The organism is Erwinia sp. PPS120 (assembly GCF_047918655.1).
Classification (GTDB): domain Bacteria; phylum Pseudomonadota; class Gammaproteobacteria; order Enterobacterales; family Enterobacteriaceae; genus Erwinia; species Erwinia tasmaniensis_A.
Map to the genome: position 1 here is coordinate 133,185 of NZ_JBLREF010000007.1, position 15,377 is coordinate 148,561.

The window sequence follows — 15,377 nt, forward strand, 5'->3', positions numbered from 1 at the left end:
TCAGGTGTGCAGGACATTAAAAAACCCACCGGCGGTGGGTTTAGTGAAGGCAGGGCTAGCGGGAAAAGAGATCGCGTCTTTTGGGTTTTAAAGGCTGACCCAGCAGTACCAGAATGCCGACCAGCAGAAAGGCGGCAAAAATTCCAATCAGCCACTGCGGCATCCCCAGCGTTAGCAGGGACCACTGATTCTGCGAGCAGTCGCCGCTTGCCACAAAAACAGACGGCAGGATCTTGTCCAGCGGCAGCCACTGCGGAAAGCGGGCGGCAAAATCACAGGTTACAAACGGGTTGGGATGGAGCTGGATCATCGTATGCTCCCAGGCCAGGCGGACGCCCTCCCACGCGCTGTAAATCCAGATTACGATCGCTGCCAGTCGTAGCGGCGTTGCTGGCGCGATGGCGCCGACAAGCCCCGCCGCCACTATCCCAAAAAGGGCGCAGCGTTCATAAATGCACATGACGCAGGGTTTCAGCATCATGACGTGTTGAAAATAGAGTGCGACCATTTCCAGAGCAAAAGCAATAAAGGCCATCAGCAGCCATGCACCGCGCCCGCGGGAGCAGCTATTCAAATATCTCAACATAGTCAATCCATGTAATAGGTGTTGAACCGGCAGTGTAAACCAAAAGCGCCGGTTCACCAGCATGTTAGCGTGAGTATTCAGCGAAAAATTGAACTGAGTAGGGTGCATTCTGCCCTTAGCATCGTCACCTTCAGTTGCCTGAGCCTCAGGCTACCGGGAGTAAGGCGCAGGAGCAGCTGCAAATAACTTTTTATTTTTTTGTTAACACCTCAGCGTTTTAGCAGATTACCAGTCTATGTGATGTTGGGGGCATCTGGTATGATGAGCACAATTTTGCAGTCACGAACGCAATGGAAACAAAACGCTATGGTCATTAAGGCGCAAAGCCCTGCCGGTTTCGCTGAAGAGTATATAATTGAAAGCATCTGGAACAGTCGCTTCCCGCCAGGCTCAATCCTGCCAGCGGAAAGAGAGCTTTCCGAACTGATTGGCGTGACCCGTACAACCTTGCGGGAGGTTTTACAGCGCCTTGCCCGCGATGGCTGGCTGACCATTCAGCATGGTAAACCGACCCGGGTGAATAATTTCTGGGAGACGTCCGGCTTAAGTATTCTGGAAACGCTGGCACGTCTGGATCATGACAGCGTTCCACAGCTAATTGATAACCTGCTTGCGGTGCGTACCAATATCTCCTCGATATTTATTCTGCGTGCGATTCGAACCTATCCGGATAAAGCCCTGGAAGTGCTGGAAACGGCCAAAGGGGTGGAGGATAAAGCTGAAGCCTATACCGACCTCGATTACAGCATCTTCCGGGGTCTGGCCTTCGCTTCTGGCAATCCCATCTATGGGCTGATCCTCAACGGCCTGAAAGGGCTGTATACCCGCGTTGGGCGCCACTATTTTTCTAACCCTGATGCGCGTAAGCTGGCGCAGGATTTCTACCAGAACCTGCACGTTATCTGCCAGCAGCAGCAGTACGCTATTATCGTGGATACCGTGCGCGACTATGGCCGCCGCAGCGGTGAGATCTGGCATAACATGCAAACCAGCATGCCGACGGATCTACCCCCGCAGCGTCGGTAATCAGGGGGCGGGTTAGTTTACATCAGCCTGAGCGTAAGCCATTGTGGTGCGGAAAAGCGGGGTCAGATTACTGACCCCGCTTTTTTTCATCTGCTCAACCAGTTAAAGCGTGGATGTGCGCGGCGGGCAGCGGTCGAGAATTTCAGTGCTGCCGTCTTCATTCTGCTGCTCAAGGTGGATATCAAAGCCCCACAGACGGTGAACGTGCTTAAGCACCTCACGGCGGCTTTTATCCAGCGGCGCGCGGCTGTGAGGGACATAGCGCAGCGTCAGAGAGCGGTCACCGCGCAGGTTAACGTCATACACCTGGATATTCGGCTCCAGATTACTCAGATTATACTGTGCCGAAAGCTGCTGACGAATGGCCCGGTAACCGGCTTCATCATGAATGGCGGCGATCTCCAGAAAATTATTACGGTCGTCGTCCATAACGGTAAATAACCGGAAGTCGCGCATCACTTTCGGCGACAGGAACTGGCTGATAAAACTCTCGTCTTTAAATTCGCGCATGGCGAAATGCAGCGTTTCAAGCCAGTCGCTACCGGCGATATCCGGGAACCAGTAGCGATCTTCCTCCGTCGGCTCCTGACAGATACGCTTGATATCCTGGAACATCGCAAACCCCAGCGCATAAGGGTTAATACCGTTGTACCACTGACTGTTGTAGGGGGGCTGATAGATGACGTTGGTATGGCTGTGCAAAAACTCCAGCATAAAGCGTTCGGATACTTTACCTTCATCATAGAGATGGTTAAGGATGGTGTAGTGCCAGAACGTCGCCCAGCCCTCATTCATGACCTGTGTCTGTTTCTGCGGATAGAAATACTGGCTGACCTTACGGACAATGCGCAGCACCTCGCGCTGCCATGATTCCAGCAGGGGAGCATTTTTCTCCATAAAATAGAGCAGATTTTCCTGCGGCTCGGAGGGGTAGCGCATTGCTGCCTGCTGGGATTCTTCCCGCTCACGCCGCGGCAGGGTGCGCCACAGCATATTAACCTGACTTTGCAGGTACTCTTCGCGACTTTGCTGTCTTGCCGTCTCCTCCTGCAGGGAGATTTTTTGCGGACGCTTGTAGCGATCCACGCCGTAGTTCATCAGGGCATGACAGGAGTCAAGGAGCTTCTCGACCTCTTCCACGCCGTGACGCTCTTCACACTGGCTGATATAGTTTCTGGCAAAAATAAGGTAGTCAACAATGGAGCTGGCATCGGTCCAGCTGCGGAAGAGGTAGTTATTTTTGAAGAAGGAGTTGTGCCCGTAGCAGGCATGGGCAATCACCAGCGCCTGCATGGTGATGGTATTCTCCTCCATCAGATAGGCAATACAGGGATTCGAATTGATAACAATTTCATAAGCCAGGCCCTGCTGACCGTGCTTATAGCGCTGTTCGGTTTCAATAAACTTTTTACCGAATGACCAGTGAGCATAGTTAATGGGCATGCCAACGCTTGAGTAGGCATCCATCATCTGCTCTGAGGTAATCACTTCAATTTGATGAGGATAGGTTTCAAGCCGGTAGAGTTTGGCAACGCGGTCAATCTCTGCCAGATAGTCATCCAGCAGGTCAAATGTCCAGTCGGGTCCATCACTGAGTCGTTTGCTGTCCTTAATCGGATCGTCAAAGATAGTTGTCATAGCGCACCCCTTTTAAAAAACCGGTTTTCGACGTTACAACCTGTAGCGACAAAAAATCCGTTTACACCCGGCTACCAGAGCATAGATATACTCCTGAAAAACCGGAACGCAAGCCAATAACCCAATGATAGTTCACTCCCGGCGATCCTTCTGACGAATACAAATGAATTATTCAGGACAAAATAGAGAGGATGACGGATTATTTTTTTGTAGCAGCAGTAAATAGAGATTCATGTGAAATGGCTAAAATAATATGCTGTTTATAAGGGAATGTTATGAGCAAATCATATTCTGCTGGGAAAGCATAAAAAACATCGTATCGCGATAATTTGCTGCTGATAATCGCAACCAGGCGGAATTAAATCCCGTATTTTATCGCACTAACTCTTTTTGTTACCGCTCAGAGTAAAAAAGATGTGAAATGTGTCAGCGTAATGTTAGATAAAGTGACGTAGCGTAATCGTTCGCAGCAGGCGCGTGAAGGCAGTTTAATCCTCTTTTTTAAACGACGGTGGAGAGATATGCGAGTTGTCATTCTGGGAGGCGGGGTGGTTGGCGTGGCCAGCGCCTGGTATCTGGCACAGGCCGGACATGAGGTCACGATTATCGATCGGCAGGCCGGTGTGGCACAGGAAACCAGCGCGGCAAATGCCGGACAGATTTCACCGGGCTATGCGGCACCCTGGGCCGCGCCGGGCGTGCCATTAAAGGCGATGAAATGGATGTTCCAGCGCCACGCGCCGCTGGCTATTCGGCCTGACGGCAGCCGCTTCCAGCTGGCCTGGATGTGGCAGATGCTTAAAAATTGCAATCTTGAACACTACCAGCAGAATAAAAGTCGCATGGTACGCATCGCTGAGTACAGCCGCGACTGCCTGAAAACGCTGCGCCAGCAGACGGGGATTGCCTATGAGGGCAGGCAGGGCGGTACGCTGCAGCTGTTTCGTACCGCGCAGCAGTTCGAAAGCGCTACCAAAGATATTGCGGTGCTGCGGGAAGCCGGCGTGCCTTATCAACTGCTTGAGGCTGCTCAGCTGGCTGAAGCCGAGCCTGCACTTGCGGCCAGCCAGCACAAACTGACCGGGGGCCTGCGTCTGCCCAACGATGAAACCGGTGACTGCCAGCTCTTCACCCAGCGGCTGGCTGAGATGGCCGCTGCTGCCGGCGTGACCTTCCGTTTTAACACCCCGATTGACGCCCTGTTGCAGGAGGGGAACCGGATTACGGGCGTGAAGTGCGGCGCGGAAACGGTGATAGCTGATGCTTACGTGGTAGCGCTGGGTTCCTGGTCCAGAGGCGTGCTGGAACAGACAGTCAGCGTCCCGGTTTACCCCCTTAAGGGGTACTCTCTGACCCTTCCCGTGAAGGATCCGCAGGCGGCACCCGTTTCAACGGTATTGGATGAAAGCTACAAGGTGGCCGTCACCCGCTTCGACAACCGGATTCGCGTTGGGGGAATGGCTGAAATTGTGGGTTATGACCTGTCCCTGCGTTCCGCGCGACGTGAAACGCTGGAAATGGTGGTCGGCGACCTTTTCCCAGGCGGAGGGGACGTTGCCCAGGCGTCATTCTGGAGCGGGCTGCGCCCCATGACGCCCGACGGGACGCCGATTGTGGGGCGTACACCGCTGAGTAATCTTTATCTTAATACTGGTCATGGAACGCTCGGTTGGACGATGGCATGCGGTTCGGGACAGCTGCTTTCTGATATCATTTCGCGAAAGATACCCGCCATTGCCGCTGATGATCTGTCGGTAATGCGTTATCTGCCAGGATTCTACCCGACCGTTGGCCAGACGTTGCATGGCGCCAGCCGCTGATCGTTATCGTATTCAGATTCAGGAGAAATTATGTCTCGTCCGATTGTCGCCGCTATCGACACCAGCGCGCTGCGACATAACCTGGCGGTTGCCCGCCAGGCAGCCCCCCATTCCCGCCTCTGGTCAGTGGTGAAAGCCAACGCTTACGGGCACGGTATCGATCGCGTTCGGGAAAGCCTTGCCGAAACAGATGGATTTGCCCTGCTGGATCTCAATGAGGCGATTTTGCTGCGCGAGCGCGGCTGGAAAAAGCCTGTCCTGCTGCTGGAGGGCTTCTTTCATGCCAGCGAACTGGAGATCCTCGATCGTTACCGGTTGACCACCAGCGTTCACAGCAACTGGCAGATACAGGCGCTGGCGAAGGCCAGGCTGTCTGCGCCGCTGGATATTTACCTGAAAATGAACAGTGGTATGAACCGACTTGGCTTTCAGCCCGGGCAGGTTAATCAGGCGTGGCAGTCGCTGCGGGCGCTGCAAAATGTCGGTGAAATGACGCTGATGGCCCATTTTGCCGAAGCAGAAAGCCGTGAGGGGATAGTCGAACCGATGCGGCGTATTAATGCGGCAGCGGAAGGACTGGACTGTCCGCGCTCGCTGGCGAACTCCGCCGCCACGCTCTGGCATCCCGAAACGCACTTTAACTGGGTGCGACCGGGCATTGTGCTCTACGGCGCCTCTCCCAGCGGGCGTTGGCAGGACGTTGCCAGCAGCGGCCTGCGGCCTGCGATGAGCTTAAGCAGTGAGATCATCGGTATTCAGAGGTTAAAAAGTGGCGACGGCGTGGGCTATGGCGCCCGCTATCGTGCGGCTGGGGAACAGCGTATTGGAGTAGTCGCCTGCGGCTATGCGGATGGTTATCCGCGTCATGCGCCGAGCGGCACACCGGTATGGGTTGACGGCGTGATGACCCATACGGTGGGGGCTGTCTCCATGGACATGCTTACTCTTGACCTGACGCCCTGTCCGCAGGCGGGGATCGGCAGTCGGGTGGAACTGTGGGGTGACAACGTTAAAATTGATGAGGTGGCGTATGCGTCCGGCACGGTCGGCTATGAGCTAATGTGCGCACTGGCGCCGCGCGTGCCGGTCACGGTAATCTGAGGTTACAGCGCGGTCAGCGTACCGCGCACCTTTTTGCTGTAGATCCATGCCAGCGCGATCAGCACTGACCCTGCCAGCATCATCACGCCGAGGGCGGATTTTTCAGCAATCGGTAGCGCCATTACCAACAGGCCGCCGCTTGCGCCACCCGCCATTTGAATAAAACCCGCCAGCGCAGAGGCAACGCCAGCCTGCTGCTGATAAGGCTCCAGCGCGTAGCTGGTGGCCGGTCCCACGGTGAAAGCCAGACCGGCTACCGCAACGGTCACGGGAAGCATATACAGCGCCCAGTGACTTTGCCAACCGCCGGGAAAAAGGGCGACCCCGGCAAACAGCAGAAGTGCGCCAAGCGTCATTGCCATGCTGCCGATCATCAGACAGACCGGGCGGCCCACTTTGCGGATCATCTTGTTGACCAGTACGCTCACCAGCATAATCCAGAAGCCGTTAGCACCAAACGCCACTGAGAACTGTAGCGCGGAAAGTTTGCCTTCGTTCATCAGCACCTGAGGAGCCAGGGAAACATAGGTTAAAACCATCCCCAGCGCACCGGCGTTAGCGAAGGCAAAGGCCAGAAAGCGCGGCTGGCGCAGGATCCGTGCATACTGCTTTAATGGCAGTCCTTTGACCGGCAGCGTGCCGGCCGGGCGGGTTTCCGGCAGGAAGAACAGCACCAGCACGCCTACCGCCAGCGCATAGCATGAAAGAAACCAGAAGGGGGCGCGCCAGCCAAAGGATTCGGCCAGAAAGCCGCCAAGCATCGGCGCCAGGGCCGGAACAATATTCAGCGCCCCGTTAAGAAAGCCATAGGCTTTGGCCGCGTCATCGCCATCCAGGCGATCGCGTACGCCGCTGAATGCCACCACGGCGGTACAGCATACCGCACAGCCCTGCACCACGCGGGCGGTGAGAAACTGCGGCCAGCCGGTGGCCGTGGCAGCAAGAATGCTGCCAAACAGGTAGAGCAGCAGGCCGATCAGCGCAACGGGCTTTCGGCCAAAATTATCGACCAGCGGCCCGGCAACAATTTGCCCGAGGCCCATCACCAGTAAAAAGAGAGGGATGGTGGTCTGCAGGGTACTGACGGGCGTGTTCAGTCCCTGAGCAATATCAGGCAGGGTAGGCAAATAGAGATCGATACCCAGCGGGGCCAGCAGGACCAGGCTAAGAAGAATCAGGGTGAATTTTTGCATCGTTCGAGGCGACATCCGTTTGAAAGCCAGCCGCACAGGGTAGAGACTACGACAGGAAAAGGAAAGGGGGAGGCTGATAAAAATTAAACCTCCGTCTTCGGTCTAAAGCGACGGGCCTGAACCAAAAGAGAGAGGCCATGAGGTAGCGAATGGCACCGGCGCGCCTGAATGTGTTGACAGAGGCCAACGAAACCTCTGGCTCATGCCGATCCGGCTAAATGGCCAGGGTCGGCGTAAACAGTAGGGTACAGGCCTGTCTGAATCCAATGTGACCGATGCTGCTTAGTAGGCACCATCCCGCCGTAATACAACGCCTGCTGTTTTGAACATAATGGCCACATCCGTCCACAGCGCCCAGTTTTTTACGTACCAGGAATCGAAGTAAACGCGGGTGTCGTAATCAACATCGTTACGGCCGCTTACCTGCCAGATGCCGGTCATGCCTGGTTTAGCCATCAGGTAATAGTCCACGTCCGCCGCATAGCGCGCCAGCTCTGCTTCAATTACCGGTCGCGGTCCCACCAGACTCATTTCACCGCGAATAACATTCCACAGCTGCGGCAGCTCATCCAGGCTGGTTTTACGCAGGAGGGCGCCAATCTTCGTTATTCGTGGATCATTTTTCAGCTTGAAGTCTTTATCCCACTCCGCGCGAGCTTCTTCACTGGTCGCCAGCAGGGCGTCGAGCACGTCTTTCGAGTTGGTCACCATGGAGCGGAACTTAAGACATTTGAATTTCTTACCATGCTGGCCGACGCGTTCATGACCGTAAATGCGGGCACCGCCATCGCGACCCACCATCCAGCAGATAAGCGCAAAAGCGGGTGAAAGAAACAGCAGTAACAGCGAGGCGACCAGGATATCAAAAGTACGCTTAAGGAAGCGCGACGAGCGTTTAGCCAGATTATTACTGACCCGCAGAATTATCACCTCGTGGCTGAAGATATAGGACATATCGGTGCCGTAGAGCGGCACACCGCGCAGGGTAGGAATAACCGAAACTGACCGGCAGCGCTTTTTCGACAGCAGTTTCAGCCAGTCATCGCGCATAACCTGCTGTTCATACTCCATTGCCACCACAAACTGGGTGTTTTCCAAATCAACCCGGTCCCAGACAATGTCTTTAGCGGTGATCACTGGCACGCCATTGAGCTTTTCAGCGCCGCCGTGTCCCTGACAGGCCACAAAGGCGATAACGTCATAGCCCAGCAACTCCTCACTTTGCAGGGCGGCATAGGCCTCCCGGGCATTTTTACCGGAGCCAATGATAATGGTCTGTTTTTGCCACTGACCCGCGTGGATGAGGGCTCTCTTTACGCACGCGCGCAGGAGAGGGAGCAGTATCAGCGCGTAAATCCAGGTGAAGCTCCACAGGGTGCGGGAAAAGTCCCATCTTGAGAATGCGATCAGCGCCAGATCGAGGAGAGAGAAGATCACCAGCGTTTTAATGATTTCATTCAGCTCAAACCAGAAGGGTTTGCGGTAGGTATAATGCCGCAGGCGCATCCAGAATCCCGCGATACACACCACCGACATCACCAGCTGGGTAATAAAACGAATTTCAAGCTGCTGAGGAGGAATAAAAATATCTAAATTACCCCAAATACCCTGCACGGTGGCAGCGGCTAAAAACAGGGCCAGATTAATGGAAATTAAATCTGAAAGGCTGAGCGCTGCCTTAGCAATAATATTTTTCTGAGTACCACTATAAACCCGACGACCATTATTAAGCACCAGAGTACTAGCCATAATAGCTGCTCTCTATTCATCATGGGGGATCAGTAACCTGACGAGGAACAAGCACGCGTTCAGGGGTGATGATACGGCATTTAATACCTTGATAATTCGACTTATTAGTTGTTTTAATCCACCCAGCTGCGGAAGAAATGCCTGAAATATCAGGTGGCAGCAGGCAGCTCAACGCAGTTCCAATCCAAACTACAAGGGGAGTATGCAGCAGATATTTGCGTTAGTTAATACGGGAAATTCTTAAAAAACTATTTAAACGACAGCAGGCTGAGGGGTGAGGGAATTAAACGAAGCGGTAAGTTGCTATTATCGTTTTTTCTTATGACAATAAGATAACAGTTAACGATATATTTTAAAAAAATCCACCGCAGCGAAAAGTCGCTACGGTGAAGGGGATGGCACAATCAGGCAGGCTTTTTTAAAACCCAGCGATCGTGCTCTTTGTCATAGTGACAAATGGCAAGATCCACCGGCTCGCCATCAATCCAGGCTGGTACGCTGGTTTCTGTATCCCAACCATCCAACTGGTAACTCAGACCGGGGTTGGTGTTGCAGGGAATGCTGACCGTATCGATATTTTCCGTATCCAGATCGGCATCAACAATCTCATAGCGACCAATTTTAACGACGTGACCCATGGTAATCCTCCCTTTTGACAGAAACGAACTTTAAGCGTAGACGCTATCCATCGCAAAAGGGATAGGATCAGGACTATTCTTTGTCTTCCGCCACCCTGACGCCTACGCGGCTTATCTCATTAGCTTCTTTTTCAGCCACGGTCCAGATCATGTTTTTCCACTCGACCTGATCGCCGACCACCGGCGCGCCGCCAATCATACTGGCTATCAGATGTCCCAGCGACTGCTGGAGATTAACTTCATCAGTTAGCTCAATCCCATAGATTTCAGCAATGTCCTGGAGCCGGGCGTCCGCCTGCAAAATAAAGTCGCCGAAAAAGCGCTGATCCAGCGCTACCGGTGGCGAGTAGCTGAAAAGTTTACCAAGAGCGGGCAGATCGCGCTCGCGACCGATCACACAGAGCACATCGCCCTCTTTCAGCCGGGTACTGCTGGTAGGGTGCAGCAGCAAATTGTCCCTGAACAGGGCGGCAATACGCGTTTCGCGCGGCAGTTTCAGATCGCGCAGCGCAGCGCCCACGCACCATTTATCCGCCCCCAGCTGATAAACGAATTGCTCCCAGGGGTTTTCAGGATGAATATCCAGACCGACGCGAGAAATGGGGGAGGCGGTAGGCGGCACGACCACGCGGGCTTTCCTGGCCGCATAACCCAGCGAGGTACCCTGAACCATCAGGGAGACCAGCACTACAAAGAAAGCGATATTGAAGAACAGCGAGGCATGAGGCAGACCCGCCATCATCGGGAAGACGGCGAGAATAATGGGAACGGCCCCGCGTAACCCAACCCAGCTGATAAAAAAGCGTTCGCGGGTTGTGAAACCCCGAAACGGTAGCAGTCCAACAAAAATGGAAAGCGGTCTGGCAAACAGAATAAGCCACAGCGAAAGCAGCATAGCCGGCAGGGCAATATTCCACAGATCCTTAGGATTAACCAGCAGGCCGAGGACCAGGAACATGCCAATCTGGCTTAGCCAGGCCATGCCATCGAACGTTTGCAAAATGCCATGACGGTTGCGGATTGGGCGATTGCCCAGCAAAAAGCCGCACAGATAGACTGCAAGAATTCCACTCCCTTCCAGCATGGTGGTCAAAGCGAAGACCAGGATGCCGCCGCTGACCGCTAACAGAGGATAAAGACCACTCGCCAGCGACACGCGATTGATTAGCTGCTGTAGCGCCCAGCCGCCGCCCAGTCCCAGCACGATGCCCAGCCCGAACTGCTGGATCAGATGCACGACAAACATCCAGCTCAGCCCGGTCTGACCCTGCTGTATCATCTCGATAAGCGTAATAGTCAGAAAGACGGCCATGGGATCGTTGCTGCCCGACTCGATTTCCAGCGTGGCGCTGACGCGCTCGTTCAGCCCTTTTCCGCCCAGCAGGGAGAAAACGGCGGCGGCGTCCGTCGATCCGATAATGGCACCAACCAGAAAGCCCTCAATCATGTTCAGATTGAACAGCCAGGCAGCAGCCATCCCGGTCAGCCCGGCGGTGATCAGTACCCCCACCGTTGCCAGCGAGAGCGCGGGGCCAAGTGCAACTTTGAATGAGCTGGCCTGGGTGCGCATACCGCCATCCAGCAGGATGACCGCCAGCGCCAGATTACTGATCAGATAAGCCGCGGGGTAGTTGTCGAAGGCGATGCCGCCGATCCCGTCAACGCCCGCCAGCATGCCGAGCGCAAGGAAAATAACCAGAATGGGAATGCCAAGCTTTGACGAAAACGAACTCAGCAAAATGCTTGCGGCGACCAGCACGGAACCAATAATAAACAGACTGTAAATAGCGCTGGCTTCCAAAAGGCAGTTCTCCTGTGTGGGTAAAGATGTGTTTTAACAGTGTGTTGTAAAACGACGCCAGCTGTCAAAATTTCTGAGGGTCCGCAGGGTGAAAAGAGCGGAAATGACAGAGAAGAATAAAATAGCATACATTTTGCCATTGCAAACGACGCTAAGTGCGTATGATTAGTGTTGTATTTATGGAATTGGACAAAAAAAAGCGCCAGGAGGACGATTTTAGCTGCCGATATCGTGGTGGGGGTAGGGTGAACAGCCAGTAAACCTGTACTGGCTGGAAGGATCAGGCCTGAATTTAATGGTTTTCTTCCGCCTGTTTGTGGAAAAGTTCACGAAATACCGGGTAAATATCCTCTGGTTCACGAATATGCTGAATGGCGAAGTTATCAAATCGGGCCTGGAGCTGCTCGTATTCGCGCCACAGGGTCTGATGCGCACGTCGGGTTATCTCGATATAACTGTAGTAGCGCACTACCGGCAGAATGTTTTTGGCCAGGATTTCATGGCACAGAGGGGAATCATCGGCCCAGTTGTCACCGTCCGATGCCTGAGCGGCATAGATATTCCACTGCGCCGGATCGTAGCGCTCTTTTACCACCTCATCCATCATCTTCAGGGCGCTGGAGACGATGGTGCCCCCGGTTTCCTGCGAGTAGAAGAACTCCTGTTCGTCCACCTCTTTAGCCTGGGTATGATGGCGAATATAGACCACATCCACGTTTTTATAGGTACGGCTCAGGAACAGATAGAGCAGAATATAAAAGCGCTTGGCCATATCCTTTGTTGCCTGATCCATCGAGCCGGAAACATCCATCAGGCAGAACATCACCGCCTGGCTGGAGGGTTCCGGGCGTTTTTCAAAGTTTTTGAACCGCAGGTCAAAGGTGTCAATAAAAGGCACCCGCTTAATGCGCGCGCGCAGTTCAGCAATTTCATTGCGCAGGCGCTCCTCTTCCAGCAGCTGAGCAGGTTCAGAATTCTCAATCAGCGCCAGACTGGCTTCAAGCTCACCCAGCATCCGACGCTTACCGGCGGTCATGGCCGTACGACGCGCCAGCGAATTTTGCAGCGAGCGTACGACGCTGATATTGGCGGGAACGCCGTTAGACGTATAGCCCGCACGATGAACCTTATACTCATTAAGCTGGCGATGCTGGTTTTTCTTCAAATTCGGCAGGGCTAAATCTTCAAACAGCAGGTCGAGGTACTCATCCTTTGAAATATTGAAAACAAAATCGTCTTCGCCCTCACCATCCTGACCCGCCTGGCCCTGACCGCTTCCCCCGCCGCCGCCGCCCTGCGGGCGCTCGACGCGGTCATTCTGCACAAAGTGATCGTTACCCGGGTGGACGCGATGACGCTGCCCACCGCGGCCCTGATGGAAGACAGGTTCGTTGATATCCCCCAAGGGAATGGAAACGGATTCGCCGCTATCAACGTCGGTTACCGAACGCTTATTGATGGCCTCGGAGATCGACTGTTTGATTTGCGACTTGTAGCGGCGCAAAAAGCGCTGGCGATTCACCGCGCTCTTATTTTTACCGTTAAGACGCCGATCGATAAAATAGGCCATAGCTCCCCCAAACAATGTTGCAAGCTGGACCGGATTATTCCGGCCCGATTAATGCACTCCGCGACAATCAGGACGATTTTCTGACCCGCAAATACCATTCGCACAGCAGGCGGACCTGCTTGCGGGTATAGCCTTTTTCCATCATTCGGTCGACAAAGTCGTCATGTTTTTTCTGTTCATCCGTGGACGTTTTGGCATTAAAGGAGATGACCGGCAGCAGCTCCTCGGTATTGGAAAACATTTTCTTCTCAATAACCGTGCGGAGTTTTTCATAACTGGTCCAGTTTGGATTCCGGCCACTATTGTGCGCACGGGCGCGCAGAACGAAGTTAACGATCTCATTGCGGAAATCTTTAGGGTTACTGATCCCGGCGGGTTTCTCGATTTTCTCGAGCTCAGCATTTAATGATTCGCGGTCAAATAGCTGTCCGGTATCCGGGTCACGGTATTCCTGGTCCTGGATCCAGAAGTCTGCGTAGGTCACGTAACGATCAAAAATGTTTTGACCATATTCAGAATAGGATTCCAGATAGGCGGTCTGAATTTCCTTGCCGATAAACTCAGCATATTTCGGGATCAGATAGCCTTTCAGGTGCTCCAGGTATTTCTCGGCAACATCCTGCGGAAACTGTTCGCGTTCAATCTGCTGCTCCAGTACGTAGAAAAGATGCACCGGGTTCGCCGCCACTTCCGCATGGTCAAAGTTAAACACGCGGGAGAGGATCTTAAAGGCGAAACGGGTTGAGAGTCCGTTCATGCCCTCGTCGACGCCCGCATAGTCACGGTATTCCTGATAGGATTTAGCTTTGGGATCGGTATCCTTCAGGCTTTCGCCATCGTAAACCCGCATTTTAGAGTGGGTGCTGGAATTCTCCGGCTCTTTCAGGCGAGACAAAATACTGAATCTGGCCAGCGTCTCCAGCGTGCCAGGCGCGCAGGGGGCATGGCTTAGCTCACTGTGATTAAGCAGCTTGTCATATATTTTGATCTCTTCAGAGACGCGCAGACAGTACGGCACTTTGACGATGTAAACGCGGTCAAGGAAGGCTTCATTATTCTTGTTATTACGGAAGGTTACCCACTCTGACTCATTCGAGTGCGCAAGAATAATGCCATTGAACGGCAGGGCAGAAATTCCCTCGGTGCCGTTATAGTTACCCTCCTGAGTGGCCGTAAGCAGGGGATGCAGCACCTTAATTGGCGCTTTAAACATCTCGACGAACTCCATAATCCCCTGGTTTGCCCGACAAAGTGCACCGGAATAACCATAAGCATCAGGGTCGTTCTGCGCATGGTTCTCGAGCTTACGGATATCCACTTTACCAACCAGTGCGGAGATATCCTGATTGTTCTCATCACCCGGCTCAGTTTTGGCAATGGCCAGCTGCTCCAGGATAGAGGGCCAGACCTTAACGACCCGGAAGCGGGAGATGTCACCGCCGAACTCATGCAGGCGTTTGGCCGCCCACGGTGACATAATGGTGCCAAGATAGCGACGCGGTACACCGTATTCTTTCTCCAGAATATGGGCGTCCTCCTGCGGATTGAACAGGCAAAGTGGATGGTCGTTAACCGGACTTCTTTCGCCATCGGCGCTCAGCACATAGATAGGCACGCGCTGCATCAGCGACTTAAGCCGTTCGGCCAGGGAGGATTTACCGCCGCCTACCGGACCCAGCAGATAGAGGATCTGTTTCTTCTCTTCCAGCCCCTGCGCGGCATGTTTCAGGTAGGAAACGATCTGTTCAATCGCCTCTTCCATGCCATAGAACTCTTCAAAAGCGGGGTAGCGTGCAACGACGCGGTTGGAAAACAGGCGGGAAAGGCGTGGCTCCAGGGCAGTATCTACCATTACTGGCTCACCAATAGCCATTAACAGACGTTCTGCCGCGTTGGCGTATGCACTGCGATCCTGACGACATACGGTCAGGAACTCCTGCAGAGTGAACTCTTCGTCCTTGGCAGCTTCATAACGCTGACGATAGTGATCGAATATATTCATAGCGATGCCCGTCCTTTCATTTTTAGCACAGGAACCAGGAGCCTAAGTGGGATTAGCTCCTGAAGGAACTGATAAACGAGTACAGCAACCCTTATGCCAACCAGGCATTTTTTTATCGGAATACGCAAATCCTGGGGTTACTCTGCTCATTGAAAATGTAGCGTCATAGAGTTAAGCGTAGTTGGCATTCGTAAAATGTCCTGACGCCAAAAAGCTTTTCAATGATATTTCAATAACAAAGTTATAATTCAAC

General features: G+C 53.5%; 11 protein-coding genes. 3 read left to right on the forward strand and 8 right to left on the reverse strand.

All coding sequences use genetic code 11. From position 1 onward, the window contains the following. Positions 1–55: 55 nt before the first annotated feature. Positions 56–586: a disulfide bond formation protein DsbB gene (gene dsbB, locus ACLRGG_RS04285; protein WP_416248577.1), complete on the reverse strand. Its 531-nt coding sequence runs from the start codon at positions 584–586 to the stop codon at positions 56–58. 306 nt (positions 587–892) lie between these two features. Here dsbB and fadR point away from each other — a divergent pair, with 306 nt between their 5' ends. Further along, positions 893–1,612, forward strand: a complete 720-nt coding sequence (fadR, locus tag ACLRGG_RS04290) for a fatty acid metabolism transcriptional regulator FadR (RefSeq protein ID WP_416248670.1) — start codon at positions 893–895, stop codon at positions 1,610–1,612. A gap of 102 nt (positions 1,613–1,714) precedes the next feature. On the opposite strand, the gene ACLRGG_RS04295 is transcribed toward fadR, so the two are convergent. After that, positions 1,715–3,250, reverse strand: coding sequence for a SpoVR family protein (locus tag ACLRGG_RS04295; protein ID WP_416248578.1), 1,536 nt, complete (start codon positions 3,248–3,250; stop codon positions 1,715–1,717). A gap of 491 nt (positions 3,251–3,741) precedes the next feature. Between ACLRGG_RS04295 and ACLRGG_RS04300 the strand changes: the two genes are divergently transcribed. Both ACLRGG_RS04300 and dadX read left to right on the forward strand, forming a co-directional pair. Then, positions 3,742–5,070 (forward strand): D-amino acid dehydrogenase, encoded by a 1,329-nt coding sequence (locus ACLRGG_RS04300; RefSeq protein ID WP_416248671.1) that lies wholly within the window; start codon positions 3,742–3,744, stop codon positions 5,068–5,070. A gap of 30 nt (positions 5,071–5,100) precedes the next feature. Then, the gene (gene dadX / locus ACLRGG_RS04305; protein WP_416248579.1) at positions 5,101–6,171 is read left to right on the forward strand and encodes a catabolic alanine racemase DadX; all 1,071 of its coding nucleotides are present in this window, start codon (positions 5,101–5,103) and stop codon (positions 6,169–6,171) included. Between the two features lie 2 nt (positions 6,172–6,173). Here dadX and ACLRGG_RS04310 read toward each other — a convergent pair whose 3' ends face one another. From ACLRGG_RS04310 to yeaG, 6 genes are all read right to left on the reverse strand, one after another. After that, a complete protein-coding gene (locus ACLRGG_RS04310; protein ID WP_416248580.1) occupies positions 6,174–7,364 on the reverse strand; it encodes a multidrug effflux MFS transporter in 1,191 nt (396 codons plus the stop codon). Between the two features lie 282 nt (positions 7,365–7,646). Beyond that, a complete protein-coding gene (gene wbaP / locus ACLRGG_RS04315) occupies positions 7,647–9,113 on the reverse strand; it encodes an undecaprenyl-phosphate galactose phosphotransferase WbaP (RefSeq protein WP_416248581.1) in 1,467 nt (488 codons plus the stop codon). Positions 9,114–9,517: 404 nt separating this feature from the next. Further along, entirely contained in the window at positions 9,518–9,751 is a 234-nt protein-coding gene (locus ACLRGG_RS04320) for a DUF1480 family protein (RefSeq protein ID WP_416248582.1), read from the reverse strand. 73 nt (positions 9,752–9,824) lie between these two features. Then, the gene (locus tag ACLRGG_RS04325) at positions 9,825–11,552 is read right to left on the reverse strand and encodes a potassium/proton antiporter (protein WP_416248583.1); all 1,728 of its coding nucleotides are present in this window, start codon (positions 11,550–11,552) and stop codon (positions 9,825–9,827) included. 292 nt (positions 11,553–11,844) lie between these two features. Further along, entirely contained in the window at positions 11,845–13,122 is a 1,278-nt protein-coding gene (locus tag ACLRGG_RS04330) for a YeaH/YhbH family protein (RefSeq protein ID WP_416248584.1), read from the reverse strand. A 67-nt stretch (positions 13,123–13,189) separates the two neighbouring features. After that, complete coding sequence (gene yeaG, locus ACLRGG_RS04335) at positions 13,190–15,124, reverse strand: protein kinase YeaG (protein WP_067701343.1); 1,935 nt, start codon at positions 15,122–15,124, stop codon at positions 13,190–13,192. Positions 15,125–15,377: the final 253 nt, after the last annotated feature.